Source organism: Lachnoclostridium sp. An14 (assembly GCF_002160755.1).
Classification (GTDB): domain Bacteria; phylum Bacillota; class Clostridia; order Lachnospirales; family Lachnospiraceae; genus Lachnoclostridium_A.
Genome location: NZ_NFLE01000055.1, coordinates 1 through 19,003 on the forward strand (window position 1 = coordinate 1; position 19,003 = coordinate 19,003).

22 protein-coding genes are annotated in these 19,003 nt (G+C 47.8%); 21 read left to right on the forward strand and 1 reads right to left on the reverse strand.

Annotation, left to right across the window (positions count from 1 at the left end; all coding sequences use genetic code 11):
- The first annotated feature begins 557 nt into the window (after positions 1–557).
- The 18 genes from B5E84_RS18915 to B5E84_RS19000 all read left to right on the forward strand — a co-directional run bounded on the left by B5E84_RS18915 (position 558) and on the right by B5E84_RS19000 (position 16,985).
- Complete coding sequence (locus tag B5E84_RS18915; protein ID WP_087226117.1) at positions 558–827, forward strand: hypothetical protein; 270 nt, start codon at positions 558–560, stop codon at positions 825–827.
- An 82-nt stretch (positions 828–909) separates the two neighbouring features.
- Positions 910–1,275 (forward strand): P27 family phage terminase small subunit, encoded by a 366-nt coding sequence (locus B5E84_RS18920; protein ID WP_087226120.1) that lies wholly within the window; start codon positions 910–912, stop codon positions 1,273–1,275.
- Positions 1,265–3,004 (forward strand): terminase large subunit, encoded by a 1,740-nt coding sequence (locus B5E84_RS18925; protein ID WP_087226123.1) that lies wholly within the window; start codon positions 1,265–1,267, stop codon positions 3,002–3,004. The genes B5E84_RS18920 and B5E84_RS18925 overlap by 11 nt, the downstream gene beginning before the upstream one ends.
- Positions 2,997–4,202: a phage portal protein gene (locus tag B5E84_RS18930; RefSeq protein ID WP_087226126.1), complete on the forward strand. Its 1,206-nt coding sequence runs from the start codon at positions 2,997–2,999 to the stop codon at positions 4,200–4,202. Before B5E84_RS18925 ends, B5E84_RS18930 begins: the two co-directional genes overlap by 8 nt.
- On the forward strand, positions 4,202–4,795 hold the full coding sequence (locus tag B5E84_RS18935) for an HK97 family phage prohead protease (RefSeq protein ID WP_087226129.1): 594 nt from the start codon (positions 4,202–4,204) through the stop codon (positions 4,793–4,795). Before B5E84_RS18930 ends, B5E84_RS18935 begins: the two co-directional genes overlap by 1 nt.
- Positions 4,796–4,797: 2 nt before the next feature.
- Positions 4,798–6,450 carry a phage major capsid protein gene (locus B5E84_RS18940; RefSeq protein ID WP_087226132.1) on the forward strand — a complete coding sequence of 551 codons (1,653 nt, stop codon included), beginning with the start codon at positions 4,798–4,800 and terminating at the stop codon, positions 6,448–6,450.
- Positions 6,451–6,465: 15 nt separating this feature from the next.
- On the forward strand, positions 6,466–6,753 hold the full coding sequence (locus B5E84_RS18945) for a hypothetical protein (RefSeq protein WP_087226135.1): 288 nt from the start codon (positions 6,466–6,468) through the stop codon (positions 6,751–6,753).
- The gene (locus tag B5E84_RS18950) at positions 6,743–7,096 is read left to right on the forward strand and encodes a hypothetical protein (RefSeq protein ID WP_087226138.1); all 354 of its coding nucleotides are present in this window, start codon (positions 6,743–6,745) and stop codon (positions 7,094–7,096) included. Before B5E84_RS18945 ends, B5E84_RS18950 begins: the two co-directional genes overlap by 11 nt.
- Positions 7,074–7,400: a hypothetical protein gene (locus B5E84_RS18955; protein WP_143469276.1), complete on the forward strand. Its 327-nt coding sequence runs from the start codon at positions 7,074–7,076 to the stop codon at positions 7,398–7,400. Before B5E84_RS18950 ends, B5E84_RS18955 begins: the two co-directional genes overlap by 23 nt.
- Positions 7,400–7,894, forward strand: coding sequence for a hypothetical protein (locus tag B5E84_RS18960; RefSeq protein ID WP_087226144.1), 495 nt, complete (start codon positions 7,400–7,402; stop codon positions 7,892–7,894). The genes B5E84_RS18955 and B5E84_RS18960 overlap by 1 nt, the downstream gene beginning before the upstream one ends.
- Before the next feature lie 20 nt (positions 7,895–7,914).
- Positions 7,915–8,799, forward strand: a complete 885-nt coding sequence (locus tag B5E84_RS18965) for a hypothetical protein (protein WP_087226147.1) — start codon at positions 7,915–7,917, stop codon at positions 8,797–8,799.
- The gene (locus B5E84_RS18970) at positions 8,799–9,227 is read left to right on the forward strand and encodes a hypothetical protein (RefSeq protein WP_087226150.1); all 429 of its coding nucleotides are present in this window, start codon (positions 8,799–8,801) and stop codon (positions 9,225–9,227) included. Before B5E84_RS18965 ends, B5E84_RS18970 begins: the two co-directional genes overlap by 1 nt.
- A gap of 195 nt (positions 9,228–9,422) precedes the next feature.
- Complete coding sequence (locus B5E84_RS18975; RefSeq protein ID WP_087226154.1) at positions 9,423–11,900, forward strand: phage tail tape measure protein; 2,478 nt, start codon at positions 9,423–9,425, stop codon at positions 11,898–11,900.
- Between the two features lie 20 nt (positions 11,901–11,920).
- On the forward strand, positions 11,921–12,616 hold the full coding sequence (locus B5E84_RS18980) for a phage tail family protein (protein WP_143469277.1): 696 nt from the start codon (positions 11,921–11,923) through the stop codon (positions 12,614–12,616).
- Complete coding sequence (locus B5E84_RS18985) at positions 12,616–14,478, forward strand: phage tail spike protein (protein WP_087226160.1); 1,863 nt, start codon at positions 12,616–12,618, stop codon at positions 14,476–14,478. The genes B5E84_RS18980 and B5E84_RS18985 overlap by 1 nt, the downstream gene beginning before the upstream one ends.
- Positions 14,478–14,972 (forward strand): hypothetical protein, encoded by a 495-nt coding sequence (locus B5E84_RS18990; RefSeq protein WP_087226163.1) that lies wholly within the window; start codon positions 14,478–14,480, stop codon positions 14,970–14,972. Before B5E84_RS18985 ends, B5E84_RS18990 begins: the two co-directional genes overlap by 1 nt.
- A gap of 18 nt (positions 14,973–14,990) precedes the next feature.
- Positions 14,991–15,548 carry a hypothetical protein gene (locus B5E84_RS21160; protein WP_087226166.1) on the forward strand — a complete coding sequence of 186 codons (558 nt, stop codon included), beginning with the start codon at positions 14,991–14,993 and terminating at the stop codon, positions 15,546–15,548.
- Between the two features lie 411 nt (positions 15,549–15,959).
- The gene (locus B5E84_RS19000; RefSeq protein WP_087226169.1) at positions 15,960–16,985 is read left to right on the forward strand and encodes a tyrosine-type recombinase/integrase; all 1,026 of its coding nucleotides are present in this window, start codon (positions 15,960–15,962) and stop codon (positions 16,983–16,985) included.
- 503 nt (positions 16,986–17,488) lie between these two features.
- On the opposite strand, the gene B5E84_RS19005 is transcribed toward B5E84_RS19000, so the two are convergent.
- Positions 17,489–17,731: a hypothetical protein gene (locus B5E84_RS19005; protein ID WP_087226172.1), complete on the reverse strand. Its 243-nt coding sequence runs from the start codon at positions 17,729–17,731 to the stop codon at positions 17,489–17,491.
- A gap of 132 nt (positions 17,732–17,863) precedes the next feature.
- Between B5E84_RS19005 and B5E84_RS19010 the strand changes: the two genes are divergently transcribed.
- The 3 genes from B5E84_RS19010 to B5E84_RS19015 are packed head-to-tail and all read left to right on the forward strand — an operon-like array spanning position 17,864 to position 18,837.
- On the forward strand, positions 17,864–18,253 hold the full coding sequence (locus B5E84_RS19010) for a hypothetical protein (protein WP_087226175.1): 390 nt from the start codon (positions 17,864–17,866) through the stop codon (positions 18,251–18,253).
- A gap of 1 nt (position 18,254) precedes the next feature.
- Positions 18,255–18,371, forward strand: coding sequence for a CD1375 family protein (locus tag B5E84_RS21255; RefSeq protein ID WP_275533087.1), 117 nt, complete (start codon positions 18,255–18,257; stop codon positions 18,369–18,371).
- 1 nt (position 18,372) lies between these two features.
- The gene (locus B5E84_RS19015) at positions 18,373–18,837 is read left to right on the forward strand and encodes a phage holin family protein (protein ID WP_087226178.1); all 465 of its coding nucleotides are present in this window, start codon (positions 18,373–18,375) and stop codon (positions 18,835–18,837) included.
- Positions 18,838–19,003: the final 166 nt, after the last annotated feature.

Sequence of the window (19,003 nt, forward strand, 5' to 3'; positions counted from 1 at the left end):
CTCGCCAGGTGTCACAGCCTGGCGGGGGATTCTTTATCCACAAGATGTTGATAAAATGGTGGATAAAACACAAGATATGGAAAATGAACTACGATGACGAAATGTAAGAGGTGAGACGATTGATTGAAAATCTGATCAGATGGTTTAGGCAATGTAGATGCAGCCACCATTACTGTAAGCATTGGAGCCGGGAGGCGGGGCCATATGGCGGTTATGTGAAACGGTGTACAAAGTGTAATAAAATTTTATATCAAGGAAAAAAATAATGTTCCCATACGGATCCGCGAAATGGAAAAAGAAAAGACAGCATATTTTGAGGCTGGATGGATATAAGGATGTGCTAGCGGCCAGGTACGGAAGAGCGGAGCCGGCTACCATTGTACATCATATTTATCCGGCGGAGCTGTATCCGGAATATGCCTGGTGTGACTGGAATTTGATCAGTGTCAGCATGGGGACCCACAATAAGCTGGAGAACCGAACGTCAGGAGAATTAACGGAGGCTGGGCGCAGACTGATGTATAAGACAAAACCAGGAGAGAATTGGAGGAAAAAGAATGGATGAAATTATCAAAGGGTTAAAGGAACTGAAGGATGCAATTATAGCGAAAGGAATCGCAGATTTAAAGTATGTAGATCTGGCGAATGATTTGATCAAGGCTGCCGAGAAAAAAGGACAGGTGGCAGCAGGAATCAGCCAGGAAGATTTCGTGGGAATAGAAAGTGAGAGTATTCCTGGACTGGCAGGAGGAATCACGATCCACGCGAATCATGTGGAAATTAATTTTGGCCAGAAAGAAAATGAAAACGGACCCCCCCCTGGGTAACGAAAAATAAATTTTAAAAATCTCTAATGGCTGGGGTAAACATTTCCAACTCTAAGCTAAATTTTGATGAAAGGGGTGCAAAATGACAAAATCCAAATATAAAAACTTAATATTGGAGCAGCTTTTGGCCCTGAAAATCTATGAAAGCAGCTATGATCATGTGATAGAATCCCTGGCCGCGATCCTGGAACAGAGGGATAAAACTTTCCGGGAATTCAAAAAGTCCGGAGGAAAGTCGGTGATTGAGTACACGAACAAGGGTGGATCTACGAACATGACGAAGAACCCACTCCTTGGGATGTGGGATGAGCTGAACAAAACCGCTCTGGCATACTGGCGGGAATTGGGGTTGACGCCATCCAGCTATAAGAAGATTACGGGAGAGGGCGCGAAGAAAGAAATAAAGAAGAAAGGCCTGGCAGCAGCTCTTGCGGAAATTGAAAGGTAAAAATTGGCCGGAAGTTTTAGAGTATGCCGAAAGTATCAGAGACGGCCGTAAGATTGCCTGCGAAGAGCTGAAGCAGGCAGTAGAGCGGTTTTTTCATGATCTGGAAAATCCTGATTATTGGATGGACAGTAAAGATCCAGAATTTTGCATTCAGATCATCGAAAAAACGATCTGCCATCAGCAGGGAGAACGATTGGATGGAACCCCGCTTAGAGGAACCCCATTTTTATTGGAGCCGTTTCACAAGTTTATCATTTACAATCTGGTCGGATTTAAGCTAAAGGGCACGGAGATCGTAAGATTTCATGAGGCCCTTATTTACATTCCCAGAAAAAATATTAAGACTTCATTTGCCGCATCCCTGGCCTGGGCACTATCGTTGCTCTATCGAAAAAGCGGAGCCAAGACATACATTGCTTCAGCGGCGCTTATGCAGTCATTGGAGAGCTTTAATTTTTTGAAATACAATATCAACCGGATGGGGGAGAACATAAAAGATGGCGGATCCATTAAAATTATCGATAACAATAATGAGCACAGCATAGAATCCCAATTTGGAGACGAAGAGGGATCCTTTTTTATTCGCGCTTTGGCAGCCAATCCGGATGCCCAGGATTCTCTGAACTGCAATATTGCGATTGCGGATGAGATTCACGCATTCAAGGTGCCAAAGCAATATAATCTGTTCAAAGAAGCCATGAAGGCATATACCAACAAACTGATTATTGGGATCAGCACCGCAGGAGACAATGAGCAGTTATTTTTAGGGCAAAGGCTGAAGTACTGCCGGAAAGTATTAAATGGAACAATCAAAGATGAGCAGTATTTTATTTTCGCTTGCTGTGCGCCGGAGGGGGTCAAAGATGGGAGTGTGGATTTTACAGATCCAAAGGTGCATGAGATGGCAAATCCGGCTTATGGAGTATCCATCCGGCCGGAAGAAATTCTGAATGATTCCCTCCAGGCTCAGAATGACCCGCAGCAGCGAAAGGATTTTTTCGCAAAGTCTTTGAACGTGTATACCAATTCGTTAAAAGCCTACTTTGATATTGATGAATTTAGGAGAAGCGATCAGAAATATGACTGGACTTTGCAGCAGCTGGCAAAGCTGCCGGTGCAATGGTATGGCGGCGCGGATCTCTCAAAGCTGCATGACCTGACAGCGGCGGCCCTGTTTGGAAATTATAATGGCGTGGACATTATTATCGCTCACGCATTTTTCCCGGTGGTCGCGGCGCATCTAAAAGCGGAGCAGGATAACATCCCACTGTTTGGGTGGGCGGATGATGAGTGGCTGACTATGTGCAACAGCCCAACGGTCAACCATTCGGATGTGATCAATTGGTTCATAAAAATGCGGGATATGGGCTTTAAGATCAGGCAGATCGGACATGACCGAAAATTTTGCCGGGAATATTTTATCGGCATGAAACAGGCGCATTTTAATATCATTGATCAGCCCCAGTATTACTATAAAAAATCAGAAGGATTTCGACATATTGAAAAGAGTGCTAAAGACGGAACTCTTTATTATTTGCATTCGGAAGCCTATGAATATTGTGTCGAGAATGTATCGGCAGTCGAGAAGACGGATGACATGATCCAATATGACAAGGTTCAGCCAGAGCACCGGATCGACCTGTTTGATGCGTCGGTGTTTGCGTGCGTCAGATACTTAGAAAATCTGGAACGAAGCAGGAAAGGAAAGGCATGGTGGGGAGATGAGTAAGGACAAAAAGAAAAAGACAAGAGCAGAACCCAAAGGAACGAAACGCCGGGAAAAGAATGTGGTTTCCTGGCTGTGCAGTTCGGACGCCTATGACATTTTAACATGTAAGGGATATACAAGCCTATCACAAAATCCGGAGATCATTACTGCGGTAGATAAAATTGCGAAACTGATCGGATCCATGACGTTATATCTGATGGAAAACCGGGATGATGGAGATGTCCGGATCCGCAATGAGTTGTCACGGAAGATTGATATTGAGCCGTGCAGCAGCATGACCAGATCGACATTTATCCAATGGATTGTTCGCACCCTGTATCTGGAAGGAAACGGAAATGCTGTGGTACTTCCGGTCTTCCGGCGTGGATATTTGCAGGATCTGAGACCACAGCCGGCCAATACGGTGAGTTTGAATCCGTTGAGTTACTGGGATTATCAGGTGATGCTAGGCGGAACGCCATATGAGCCGGATGAAATACTGCATTTTGTCTTAAACCCGGACAGCACATACCCATGGAAAGGAGATGGGTATAAAGTCGCTCTGACGGATGTGGCAAATAATTTAAAGCAGGCCGGAGTCACGGAAAAAGGATTCATGGAATCCAAGTGGAAACCGTCCATCATCGTGAAGGTAGACGCTATGACCGATGAGTATTCCAGTCCGGAAGGCCGCAGAAAACTGCTGTCAGAATACATCGAAACGGGGCGAGCTGGAGAACCGTGGCTGATCCCGGCGGAGCAGTTCTCTGTGGAGCAGGTTCGGCCGCTGTCTCTGGCTGACCTGGCACTATCCGATATGGTACAGCTGGATAAACGGACGGTGGCAGCGATCCTGGGAGTTCCCCCATTTGTTTTAGGGGTTGGGGATTTTAACCGGGAAGCATGGAACAACTTTATCAGTTCCACGATCATGCCGATTGCACAGGCGATTCAGCAGGAGATGACAAAAAAGCTGTTGTATTCTCCTACTCTGTACTTTCGGTTCAATCCACGGAGCTTGTACAGCTATGAACTGCGGGATATGGCCGCAATTGCGGATGATCAGTATGTGCGCGGAATTATGACGGCAAACGAGGTCCGTGACTGGTTGGGACTGTCCCCGAAAGACGGGTTAAATGAATTGGTAATTCTGGAAAATTACATTCCGCGAGGAATGATTGCAGACCAGAGTAAGCTGCAGAACGGAGGTGAGACATAATGGAACATCGAATCTTGAAGATGAAGAACGCGAAAATCCGGGAAGATGGCGGGAGGCGCTATTTGGAAGGGTACTTTGCAGTATTTAATGAGCCGTATCAGGTATTTGACGGTTGGGTAGAGACTGTGGAACGCGGTGCGTTTGCCCGGTATTTATCCACTGGGGAGGATACGAAGGTGCTGTGGAATCATGACAGCAACATTGTCCTTGGGTCTACAGCCAATGGGACCGCTGTACTGCGGGAGGACGAAACCGGTTTATGGGGCAGCGTGGAAATCAACGAACAGGACCAGGAAGCGTTGAATGCCTATGCCAGAGTGGGCAGGGGGGATGTCAATGGTTGCTCTTTTGGCTTTGACATCGCGAGGCAGGAAGAATGGTGGGACGAGGATGGAGTGTACCGGACAAAAATTACTGAAGTGGATCCGCTCTATGAAGTTTCGCCCTGTACGTTCCCGGCTTATAAAGCCACCAGCATATCTGCCAGGAACAAGCAGCATCTGGCAGAGGCCAGGGAGAAATATAAGCAGGCACAGGAAAAAAGACGAGAAGATTGGCGCACAAGTATGAGAAAGCGCCTGAAAGGAGAATGAACATGGCATTAAAAGCAATTATGCTCCGGAGAAGCATCGAAAAGAAAACCCATGAGCTGGCAGCTTTGAGAGAGAGGGATGGTGAGTTTGAGAGGAGAGAAGCCGAACTGGAAACAGCCATCAATGAAGCGGAGACAGAGGAAGATGAAGCGGCCGTTTCTGAGGAGATAGAAAAATTTGAAACAGAAAAGGAAGCCCATGAAGGGGAAAAGAAGCGGCTCCAGGAAGAAATCGAAGGATTGGAAGCTGAACTGAAAGAAACCGAGAGTAAGGCACCTGGAGAGCCGGAAAGCAGAACAGGAAGGGAAGGGAGCAGAAGAACGATGGAAAGAAGAAACTTTTTTGGAATGAATATGCAGGAGAGGGAGGCATTTCTGGCCGACAACAACGTAAAGGCATTCCTCTCCAGAGTTAGAGAGATCGGAAGCGCGGCTCCGGTCAATAAGCGGGCAGTGACAGGAGCTGATCTGACAATTCCCACGGCAGTGCTGGAGCTTATCCGTCAGAACATTATGGACTACTCGAAGCTGGTCCGGCGGGTGAGGTTAAGGACGGTATCTGGAAAGGCCAGACAGACCGTGATGGGGACGATTCCGGAAGCAGTTTGGACAGAAATGTGTGCAAAACTGAATGAAATTGATTTCGGCTTTACTCAGACTGAAGTGGATGGCTATAAGGTGGGAGGTGTCATTTACATCTGCAAAGCCACCCTGGAGGACTCCGATCTGGAACTGGCTGCTGAAATCATTGATGCCCTGGGAATTGCCATCGGGATTGCTCTGGATAAGGCAATCCTGTATGGACTGGGGACCAAAATGCCGCTGGGAATTGTGACCAGACTGGCCCAGGAGAGCGCACCATCCGATTATCCTGCAACGGCCAGACCTTGGCAGGATCTCCACACCAGTAATATGATCACGATCCAGTCAAGCTCTACGGGGCTGGAATTTTTTAAAGAGATCGTACTGGCTGGAGGAAAGGCATCCAATAAGTATGCCAGAGGAACCAAATTCTGGGCTATGAACGAGACTACATATACAAAAATCAAGGTAGAGGCCATGAATTTTAATTCTGCTGGCGCAATCGTGTCTGTGCAGGATGGCGCGATGCCGGTTGCCGGCGGGGATATTGTAGTACTGTCGGATGACATTATTCCGGACAACAATATTGTAGCTGGATATGGAGAATTATACCTGCTTGCGGAGCGGGCAGGCTCTGAGTTTGCGAGATCTGATGAGTACCGCTTTGCGGAGGATCAGGTAGCATTTAAGGGAACGGCCCGATACGATGGGGACCCGGTGATCGCTGAAGGGTTTATCGCCATCGGCCTGGGCGCGGCGCCGCAGACCTCTATGGCATTTGCGGGAGACACGGCCAACGATGCCACCCTGGAGGCATTAGATCTTGGCTCCGCCCTCACCCCTGCTTTCGCCCCGAACAAGTACGAGTACACGTTCTCCGCCACATCTGCGACGGTGACGGCGGAGGCCATCGCCACCCAGGACGCGGCGCAGATTGTAATGACTTACGACGGGAAAAAGGTGCGCAACGGCGGGACCCTGACGCTGGCGGATACAAAGGATCTGGTGGTGACCGTAACCAACGGCCTGGGCAAGCAGACATACACGGTGTCTATCACCAAAACCGGAGCCTGATAGGAGGGAGAAAGGATGGACAAGGCGGCAAAGCTGGTAATTTTAAAGCAGGATCTCCAGATGCTGACAACGGCAAATGATGAATACCTGGGAACGCTCCTGGACCTTGCCGCCGCTGCTATCCAGCGGGAAGGAATCCAGCTGATTGAAGATGATACGGAATGTGATATGGCGGTGATCCAGTATGCCGCCTATCTCTTCCGGAAGAGAGCAGCAGCAGATACAACGATGCCGCGATTCCTCCGCTGGAACCTGAATAATCTGCTGTTTAGTCAGAAAGCGAGGGCAGAAGATGACGTTTGACGATGGAATTTTGACCGTGTACAACGTGAAAAACATTGCGCAGGCAGGGGATCGGCCGGTGATGGGACTGGAAGAGAAGGGAAAATACTACTTTGGCTATAGTCAGATCGGAGTTACCCGATATTACAACGCCATGCAGGCCAATCAGGACGTTTCCGCCCTTGTGGCTGTGCCCGGCTGGAACGACGTTAAAAATACGGATGTCATTATCATCCAGGAGCAAAAAGAAACGCAGTATCAAGTTGGACTTGTACAGCCGGAACTGGATGAAAATGGGCTGAGAATTATGAGAATCACGCTGGAAAGGCTGGGACAAACGTATGAAGTGCCTACAGAGAGTTAAGGAAGCGCTGCTGACGGTAATTGAGGCAGAAAAACTATTCCATCTTGAAGCGATGAAAGCGGAATATCCCTATTGCGTATGGGCGGAGGACGGAGCAGGAAACCAGCTGAATGGTGACAATTACATGATTCAGCAGTCCATCCAGGGGACCATAGATTATTATACCCAAAACGAATATGATCCGGTGGTAGATGAGATTCAGGCTGCGTTAAAATCGGCCAGGATCTCCTTTTATTTAAACTCCGTCCAGTATGAGGATGAGACGAAAGCCACACACTGGGAATGGGTATTTGAGGTGAGTTGATGGCAAGACTGACAATCAAAGGGGCAGACGAGTATGCTCTGAAGCTGTCAAAGTTGGGGAAAAGCACAGAAACGATTGCTGGAAAAGCAATTTATGGCGCTGCTGATATTGTGGCCAATCGAATAAAAGAAAACATCAAGGCGCTTCCGGCAGTCCCGGACATTGAAAACATAAAGGCATACCGATCTGGAGAAAAGTCTCATTTATCATATACCCAAAAGAAAGGGCTGCAGGAGTCGTTTGGAGTAGCGAAAATGCAGCAGGACAATGGATTTTATAACGTGAAACTGGGGTTTGACGGATATAACGAGGTTAAAACCAGGAAGTATCCGAGGGGCCAGCCCAATCAGCTGATTGCGCGAGTAACAGAGAGCGGATCGCCATATATGGACAAAACGCCATTTATGAGGACGGCCGTCAATGCGACGAGAAAGCCGGCATTGGCTGAGATGCAGAAAGTTATTGACGAGGAAAGTCAGAAGATTATGGAGTAAATGCAGAAAGGAGAAACAAGATGGCAATTAAAGGATTGAGTATCCCGGTTTTTGGAAAATACCAGTACAATCCCACGAGCAAAAATGTGAGCTATGTGGATGGACTGGTAAATCCACATGCGATTGAATATACCATGACGCCGGAGTCTTCGGATCCCAATCCGCTGTATGGAGATAACCGGGTGATCGAAAATGACAACCCGACCTTTAACACAGCAATTTTATCCCTGGGAGTGGATGAGCTGGATCAGGAAACATCAAAATATGTTCTGGGCGTAAAGGTCTATGAACAGACATATGGAGATGGGAAAACAGTAGAGGTGACCGCATATGATGATGATCAGAAGGCGGTAACTTTGGGGGTTGGGCTTATCGAATTACATCAGATTGATGATGTGGATCGTTACCGTGCAGTGTTGTTAAAACGAGTCGTGTTTAATCTGCCGGAAAATACAGCAACGACAAAGGGAGAGTCCGTGGAATGGCAGACAAAGACCATCGAGGGGACCGTCAGCAGGAGTGAGGCTGTCACGGAAAATGAGAAATATCCCTGGATGTCGGATGCCTGGTTTTTGTCAGAGGCAGATGCCTTGGAATGGCTGCAGTATAATCTTGGGGTCGGTACGTTGAAAACTCTGGAAATACAAAGTGCAGCCGGGACAGCAGAAGGAACAACAAAGATTACTGTCACTCCTGAAGCGACAGGAGAAAATGTTTACTATTATCAGCTTGGACAGGAGCTGGAAGTACCGGGATATAATGCTGACTGCTCCGGAATGATGCAGTGGGATGGAGAAGCTGATATTCAGGCAACTGCCGGGCAGAAGATCATGATCGTGGAATGCGATGGTGTCAATGCAAGAGCAGCGGGGATTGCAACTGTGAGCGTAAATGGAGGAGTATGATGGATAGAACCGTATACATAGAGATTGCAGGGAAACAGTATCCGATGCGCTTTTCGGTCGGGGCTTCCATTGCAATCACAAAAAAATTCGGATCTCTGCAGAACATGGCAAATAGTTTAAAAAATGGGGACGATGTAAATGAGGAAAAAACATTTGAGACCATTATCTGGATGACAGAGACTCTGATCAGGCAGGGATGCGCCTACAAAAATCTGTTTGAATCGGATCTTCCGATTCCGGAAAATGCACCGGTGAAAGATGGAAAATATGTACCGATCACAGCAGAAAATCTGGAAATCGCAATCGACATAGCGGATATGGGAGAGATTACGCAGAAAATATTTGCGGCCATCGGATCAGGGAATAAGAAAGAGATCCACACGAAGGAAAAAGAAAACGGTAAAAAAAACGAAAAAGAAGCCATGTAGGTGAGGAATCTCCTGCATGGCTTTTTATGTGGAAAGGAATCCTGGGGGTCGATCTCCAGGAATTTTTATTGTATGCCCCGGGCCAATTTATGGACATAGTAGCTTGCTGGCAGATCTCTCAGGGAATTTTGGACGAAGGAACGTCAAAAGAAGAGGGAGAGGTAAAAGAATATATCCCAAACTGGAGGTGACAAAATGGCAGTAGACATCGGCCCTAAAATCGGAATAGATGGAGAAGCGGAGTTTCGGAAGCAGATCAATAATATTACCCAGCAGGTAAAGACTTATGCGTCTGAAATGCAGGTGCTCTCCACCGCATTTGATGATAATGCGGATGCCGAGGAGACAATGACCAGGAAAAGCGCTGTTTTGTCCCAGGAAATTGAGGCACAGCAGAAAAAAATAGAGCTCCTGCAGCGTGGGCTGAGCGAAGCAGCTCAAAAATTCGGGGAAACAGATGATAAGACGCTGAAATGGCAGCAAGCAGTAAATCGGGCGACTGCGGACCTGAACAAAATGCAGGCGGAGCTGAAACAAAACGAATCCGCCATGAACGGACTGGAGAGCGAAACCGATGATGTCTCAGAGGCGATGGATGACGCCGGAAGAAGCGCCTCCAGTTTTGGAGACGTCCTGAAGGGGAGTCTGGCTGCTGAAGCGATAGGGAGCGCCCTGGGGACTATTAAGGATGCTGTTAAGGAATTGGGGCAGCAGTTGGCGGATTACAGCCTGCAGAGCGAAAATGCGACCGTAAAAGCTACCGCATACTTTGGAGAGACAGGGGACGCGGCGAGGCAGACCGAACAGGTTATAAAGGACGTGTTTGCCGGTGGCGTCGGAGAGAGCATGGATGAGGTCGCTAATGCGGTCATAGCAGTCAAGAGTAATTTGGACGATCTGTCACAAACGGATCTCACCAATTTGACAAACCAGGCAATTACATTGGAGTCGATGTACGGGATCGATATGAATGAAACGCTTCGGGGTGTCAACTCATTGATGCAGCAGTTTGGGCTGAGCGCACAGGAAGCCATGGATTTTATCGTGGCCGGTACGCAGAATGGACTGGATAAAACACAGGAATTGGGAGATAACCTGAGCGAATACGCGGGAAAATTTGCACAAGCGGGATATTCCGCGGAAGAATACTTCCAGCTGTTAAACAACGGCCTTGATAATGGAGCCTATAACCTGGACAAGGTGAATAATGCTATAAACGAGGTAACCACCCGGCTGGCAGATGGCACGATTGCTGATGAAATAGACAGCTACAGCATAAAGACCAGGGAGCTTTTTAAAGCATGGCAGGATGGAGAAGCCACACAAAAAGATGTGATTGATTCCATCGTTTGGGACATCGCAAATGTAGCAACCCAGCAGGATGCCCTGACCTTAGCGGCAACCGCATTCGGGACGATGGCCGAAGATGGAAATTTAAAGTTTATCACCTCACTTACCAGTGTTGGAGATGCGTATTCGGACGTGACCGGCAAAGCTCAGGAGCTGACTGATGCCACAACGACCTCACAACAGGAGCTGGACGCAGCGCTCCGCGGAGCCCAGGAGCAGTTGGCTCCAATCGGTGACAAGTTGGTAGAGATTGCGACGGCTGTAATTCCGCAGGCGTCGCAGGCTTTTTCTGATTTTGCAGGATTTGTATCCCAGAACGGCCCGGCGATTTTAAGCGTTATCGCCGGAATAGGGGCAGCTCTGGGGGCGTGGAATGTGGTGACGATGATTCAGGGGCTTGTGGGAAGCATCAATGCGTTCAAGGCTGCCAATGAAGGCGCGACTATTGCCCAGTATGCGATCAACGCAGCCATGAATGCGAATCCGATTGGATTGTTGATCACTGCCATTACGGCTATAGTGACGGCCATAGGTGTGTTTATAGCCACAAATGAAGATGCCAGAAACAAAATATCCGAAGTTTGGGAGACTATTAAAAGTACCGTATCGTCAGCGATTGACACCGTAAAGCAAATTTTGGATTCCATCATACAGTTTATCCAAAATAATTGGCAGGCACTTTTGCTGATGCTGGTAAATCCATTCGCGGGTGCTTTCAAGCTGCTGTACGATAATTGCGAGCAGTTTCGACAAACCGTTGATAAAATGGTCGAAAATGTCAAAAATGCGTTCCAGAACCTCTATCAGAATGTCACAACGAAGGCGCGTGAAATTGGAACGACGATCATAAATGGAATCAAAAGTGCGGTCGATTATATCGCGTCTCTGCCGGGGCAATTTTTGAATTGGGGCAGGGATATGATCGATAATCTGATCAGCGGAATCAAAGAGGGGATCGGAAAAATTGGGGACGCAATCGGATCGGTGGCGGATACGATCCGCAGTTACATTCATTTTTCTAAGCCCGACAAAGGTCCTCTTGCTGATTTTGATACCTATATGCCTGATATGACCAAAATGATTACCAGCGGGATCCGGTCGGGTATCCCGGAAATCGAAAAGGCGATGAAGGAAGAGGCAGCAGCCATGAGGCCCAATTTACAGGAAGCGAATGGAACTGCGATTGCCTATAATCGGTTAGCGGAAAAATTGGGGAATCTTCAGGTCGTGCTGAATGATGGAACGCTGGTCGGGAAATTAACCCCCAGAATCAATAGCACTCTGGGAGGCTATGCCCGAAAAGAAGGGAGGTTTGGCGTATGATCATACCGACACGGTGCTATTTGAACGGAAATGACACCTGGAAGCAGTTCGAGCTGATCATGTCGTCGAAGAATATTGCGCCGGCGGACGCAAAACAGAATTTTCTGGAAATACCTGCTAGAAATGGAGATCTGGATTTGTCGGAAGCATTAATGGGAATCCCGTTTTATGGGAACCGGGAGATCACGATTACACTGGGCGGGAAGAAGGCAAGAGCAGAATGGACAAGAACATTATCAAATGTCCAGAATAAATACCATAACCGGAAAGTGCAGGTCATTTTTGAGGATGATCCCAGTTATTACTGGGAAGGAAGATTGACGGTCAATGATGACTTTGACCTGGGAAATGAGGTCGGAACTTTTTCCGTTACAGTCAACGCACAGCCATATAAAATGGAAACGCGCGATGGAGGAGAGGGAACCTGCCAGGCGTGGGATACCTTCGTGTTTGCGACAGATATATTCCGGAATTATCATGGATTACAGGTATCCGGCACCCTTACCGTAAATGTGTACGGGAACCAAATGCCGGTAATTCCGGAATTTGAAGTGAGCGCAGCGCAAAATTTAACAGTGAAATATCAGGAGAAGACCTATCAGCTGCAGAATGGAACGAACAAATTTTATGATATTGTGACGGGACCGGGAGATAACCTGTTTATGTTTTCTGGGACTGGAGTCGTAACGATCCATTACAGGGGAGGCAGTCTGTAATGCACAGATACCATGTAGAAATAAAAAACGGGACAACACGGGAAGTCCTGTATTATCCATTGGATCCGGACCGGCAGATCTATGATGATGAGTTAAATGATTCATTAGGCAGTACGGCCACGTTTAATTTTTCAATTCCTCCGCAGAATCCGGCTTATTTGCACATAGAACCTTTATCCACGAAGGTTTATGTTTATGACGGGGATGACGTGATTTATGACGGACGGGTATCCAACGACAAAAAAGATATTTTGAATACAGGGACTGTGGAAACGGTGGGATCTATGTCATATTTGGCGGACAGTATTCAGCAGCCGTTTTCGTTTTCCGGATCCTTGGAAGCATATTTCACACAGATTCTTGGCGCCCATAATGAGCAGTGCGAAGCCAAATTTCAGGCTGGCGATATTATGGACGGGACAATTGTGGTGGTATCCAATGAGTATAAGGATACTCTGTCCATTCTGTCGGAAACAACGCAGGAAACACTGGGAGGTTATTTAAGGATCCGTTATTTGGCAGATGACAGCTATGCGGTAGATTATCAGGCCGGATTTGGAGAAAATAGCCAGATTGTACGTTTGGGAGAAAACATTGTGGATTTAAACTCCGAGCGCAGTCCGGAAGAGATCTATACCAGAATTATACCGCTTGGAGCCGAACTGGAAGCAAATGATCAGAGTACGCTGCCACGATATGTCACCATCGACAGTGTGAATAACGGTGTGAATTATGTGGAAAACCAAACCCTCAAAGACAAGTATAGGACCATCGTAGGGGTAAAACAATGGGATGATATAACCGATCCCGGAGAATTAAAGAGAGTAGCACAGGAATATATCAACGGCATGACATTGCCGGAAACATTTTCGATACAGGCAGTGGATTTATCATACATAGAGGACGGAGTGGCCGCGTTTGAGGTTGGGAAGAACACGAGGATCGTGTCTCCGCCGCATGGAATAGACACCGAGTATTTACTGGCGGAAAAGACCATGCACCTGACAAGTCCGGAAAATGATTCGGTCACACTGGGAGAAGTAAAGCAGAGCCTGTCAAAACAGGTAGTAAGCAATCAGACAGAGGCAGAGAAAAATAATACTAATACCAAGGTGGATCTGGGGAATACCATTGTACAAACCGGTATGACGATCACGGGGGCAAAGGGCGGGTATGTAGTCCTGGATACCTATGATGATCAGGGGAATGCGGTATCTCCCTGGCAGATATTGATCATGGATCAACCGGACAAGCAGAGTGCTAAAAATGTGATCCGAATGAACCAAAATGGGATTGGATTTTCCACAAATGGATATAACGGCCCATATACTAACGCGTGGACCATAGACGGAAATCTGAATGCCACGTTTATCCGATCCGGCACGCTGATTATAGGAGGAAGTACCTGGAACACGGATGGGGTGATCCGAATTTTGAACACCAAAGATGAAACGCTGATGGAAATGAGTAAGGATGGAATTACAATCAACAGCGGAAAAATGAATGCCCCTGAGATTTCCGGAGGAAAGATTACCGGTGCGCAGATTGATATTGGCGATGGATTTTTTTATGCGGATGACCAGGAGGTTGGAATTGGCGGTTTTTATTCCAGATTATCTTGGGGAAGAAATATTTTCCAGTCGAATGACGGACAGTGTGGAATGTCGGCGGAGCCCACATCAGATGGAGGTCTGTGGTTTTGGGCCGGATACAGTGATTCCGGAGATTTTGATTTTGCTGTAAACAATGGCGGGCAGTGCTGGGCACGGGATTTTATGATCGTGGGCGAAGGATCCATCAGTGATCGGCTCAGAAGAATCGAAAATGACATCGAAGATATGCAGAATGGAGGTGGAGAGTAATGGCAATCACAGTAAGTCCTATCAACCTGGAACCGGAAATCCAACAGTGGGAAGACGCGTACTGCGGGGAAGATGTAAGGCAGGCAAACATAGACGCATTTGAAAAAATACAGGCCAGTGTAAATGAAGCAATAGCGGGAGTGACGCAGGTGGCCAATAGTGCAGATCAGGTTCAGCAGTCAGCAATCCAGGCTGCAGGGCAGGCTGCGGCAGCAGCCGAGAACGCCAATCAGGCATTGGAAAATGTGGAGGAGGTACGCCAGGATTTGGCGGATCGGGTGGCGTCCGGCGAATTTGACGGCGCACCTGGAGAGCAGGGGCCGCCGGGCCCGCAGGGAGAGAGCGGTGTCATGGCGCCGGCTTCCGGGATGTTTTCGCTTTACCTGGATCCGGCGACCGGAGATCTCTATGCAGAGTACCCGGACGGCAGCACGCCGCCGCAATTCGAGTATGATTCCGAAAGCGGCAACCTGTATTTTGTGACGGATGATTAGGAGGTTTAGGAGGTAGACATGGCAAGAATTCTTATTGGAAATATCAAAGGCCCCCAGGGAGAGCAGGGCCCTCAGGGGGTACAGGGGCCTGTAGGGCCGCAGGGCCCTCAGGGACCGTTGCCGCCGTTGGTTAATAATGCATTGGCAACGGAGGCCGGAGTAGCTGCCCTGGATGCGGCGATGGGAAAAACGCTGCAGGATCAGATCACAGACAATAAAAATGACATTGCTGAGTTAAAGAGTGATTTAATATCCAAATCCGAGATCCTAGCGGATTATAAAAACCCAGGTGTAGTTGGTACTGTAAGTAACTGTTGGATCAACACTATTGGTCATATTGCTATTGCTGATTTTGGACTATTTTTGGTGTCTCAACACTTGGGGGAAAGTGATGTAGTAGTATTCACCATTCCCGCCGGTTTTCGGCCGAGTCAAGTAGCTTATGGTGTAATGTCATCCACTGATGGGGAATTTTCTACAAAAGTATCCGCTGAAATCAGCGGAGAAATAAAACTGTCACGAACTCCAAGCACAGCCAAATACCTCGGAGGGCAGGTGATATTTTTAATCAACTAACGCATTAATAATCAAAACTGATTTTACTTTATCGGGCGTGGCGACCGGAACGCTCAAATTTTCAAAGCAGGGAAAGCTGGCAGAAATCGCATTCACCGGTATGAAGTTGACCGCTCAAATCGAAAGCGGAAATACGGTCCAAATATTCACGGTACTATCTGACTATGCTCCGGCCAGTACATACTATGCTCCAGTCGTATTTGATGGGGGTAAAATTGCACTTGCGACCATTAATCCCAACGGGCAAATAATCATTCAAAATTACAGCGGATCTGCTATAACAACAGCGTCATCTATATATGGTGTTCTTCCGTATGCCACGAAATGATATCCCAATATAACTGAGATTTTTGGCGGATAATTGCTATATTTTTCTACCTCTTGTACCCTAAGGGAGAGAGGAGAGAGAGAATGGTCGAAGAGATTATACAAACAATCAAGCGCGCTATGATGCCGGATCTTGCGCCGGCGCAACTCGAAAAACTGGAGAATGTGCTGTATATCACGCTGCACGGCAAACAGATTATCGAGGAGTGCAGCGAACTGGCGCCGACCGGGGAGGATGGAGATGTGGCCAAGATCAATATGTTTTTGGGGTCGAAAAAGACCACCGGCCGGGCAGACGGCACGCTGCAGCAGTACAGCCGGGAGATCTACAACATGCTGGATTTTTTAGGTAAACGCCTGGAGGACATCACGGCGATGGATCTGCGATACTATTATGCGGTGATGCGCGAGCGCCGCGGGATCCAGATGAGCACTATGCAGACGAGGATACATTATCTGTCATCGTTTTGGGACTTCTTGACATTGGAAAAGCTAGTGCCGGACAATCCGGTGCGCCGGATCGGCGGACTGAAAGTGGAGAGCGTAGTCAAAAAGCCGTTTGCCCAGGAGGAGCTGGAGGCTCTGAGACTGCATTGTGACCGGTCCAGAGATCGGGCACTGGTAGAGTTTTTGCTGGCTACCGGATTGAGGGTGTCAGAGGTGTGCAAATTAGACGTTGGGGACATTGACTTTTATCGGATGGAGTTTTACATCAAGGGCAAAGGAGGCAAGGAGAGACTATGTTTATTGAATGATGTGGCAAAATTCCACCTCAAGCGTTACTTGAGAGAGCGCCAGCGGCGAGAAAGGATAGGAGAGGATGATCTCCGCCGGCGGCCGCTGTTTGTGGCAGCAAAAGCGCCGTTTAAGCGCATGACCATAGCGGGGGTACAGTATTTGCTCAAAGAATTGGGCCAGAAGGCTGCAGTGGCAAATGTACATCCGCACCGGTTCCGTCGGACGTTCGCCTGTGATATGATCGGGCGCGGGATGCCGGTGGAGCAGCTGATGGTCCTCATGGGCCACTCAAAGATCGAGACCACGATGATTTACGTCACGGTCAAGACCAGCAGTGTCCGGGAGGCCTACAGGCGGTTGCGGGCTGGATAAAATATAGGTAATCCATATGATTTTTTTTGGCCGGCCGGCAGGGCGGTCTTTTTTGCGTGGTGGTAATGCGTAGAGTGAGTGAGCAGAGGAAGACAGGACAGAAAAGCAGGGTAAAAACGTAAGATTTTCATGGTTATATTGGGATTTTATGCGGATGTTGGCCATGAAATAGTCCCGATGCAGGTAACCCCGGCAGAACATTGAGTAAGGGGACGCATAGAGACTCTTCTATCTGTCTGCAAATTTACAACGATCATATTGTTGGTATTACCGTCGGTGCGGGCGATAACTGCACAGGTTTCTGCCACCGGACGATCCTCTTCATCGAGGGTGCCTATTTGATATGTACCACCAGCAGATACAGAATTGAAATTTGCAACACGGATAATTGCGATCCGGGTCCGCGGTCCTACTTTGAAAATCCTTGATGCGGTGTTATCAGCACTAAATAATGTTGAGTTAGATAGTGTTAGGGCTTTGGATGACACATCAAAATTACTATTTTATGAGGTCTCAGACAGTTCCAGCTTTTTCCAGGTGGTGTTCCACTGATTTTGCCCCAAAATGAACTGATTGAGCAATATGCCACCAGTAAAGCCGTCAGGGAATACCCAAACAGTAACATAATTATCGGCATGCTGAAAATATTTAACGTATCCCCATTTGGGGGCGCTTGCTGGGAGATCAGTATACTGAGTACTGGAGAAACCGTACTCTCCGGATTTGATCCCCTTGGTTTGGATCATAAATGCGACATCCGATCTCAAATTTGGCTGATCCGCTCCAGATGTAATATCTTTTACGCGCGGAATCACAGCGGATATGTAGCTTTTATCCTCCGGGAATTTACTATAAAACAAAGAAAGGAAAATAAGATTATGAACAAAGACAAAATGATTTTAAAGGACAACACAACAATTGAGCTTGAGGCAGGAGCATCCCTGTCAAACATCCAGGTGGCGGCGGCCGATCGGGCCGGTATGGTGGCAATCTGGAAAAAGATGACGGCGGACAACCTGTCCAGTGTCCAGATCCAGACGGGCGCCGGCCTGACAGTTGGCACATACACAGACCTGGTGCTGGTGTCAGAGACATCCGCCGTATCTTCTGACGGATCTGTGCTGACCAGCTATCGCTTCCGGGAGAAAACAGACGAGGAAAAGCGCCTGGATGCCCTGGAGGAGGGACAGGAAGTATTAAACGGTGCGGTAGATGATCTTGGAAAAGCTACCAGTGATTTGGCGGATCAGATTGGGGGTGAGCAGTAATATGGGTAAATTTTACGGGTTAAAAATCAAGGCCGGAGAGATGACACTTGAGGACGTGCCGAAACTCTGGAGGAATGCTACGGAGACGTGGCTGAAGGAAAATGAGGAGGATGAGTAACATGAATTTTGTAGATCGCTATAATGCAGCAGTAGGAGCAGCTGTGGCCGTTTTTACGGCTCTGTTTGGTGTGTACTGGTATTTATTTTTGGGATACCTTGCGCTTAACATTGTTGACTGGCTGACAGGATGGTACAAGGCTAGAAAACTGGGAAAGGAATCCAGTGCGGTAGGATGGAAGGGGGCGGCAAAAAAAGTAGGCTACTGGGTGATTATCCTGGTAGCTTTTTTGATGCCGACAATGTTCATACATTTGGGGCAGGATATGCTGGGAATCAACCTGGACTTTTTGATGCTTTTTGGATGGTTTACTTTGGCGTCCCTATTAGTCAACGAGATCCGTAGTATCCTCGAAAATCTGGTAGAGTGTGGCTACAATGTCCCTGAATTTTTAATCAAAGGCTTGGCGGTGACTGAAAAACTGATCCAGGCCGGAGCGGGCGTTGGAGATAAAGAGGGCAAGTGAGGAGGTGATCCCACATCTCCGGGCCGGGCGGTATCCCGGCGGCCGCAGGGCCAACTCCAAAACCAAACCATAAAATGAAAAAAGGAGAACAGACTATGAAGAATTGGAAACCGATCAATGTAAAGGACATTCCCGCTATTGAGGAGAAGTTGAAGGCAGCCATCCG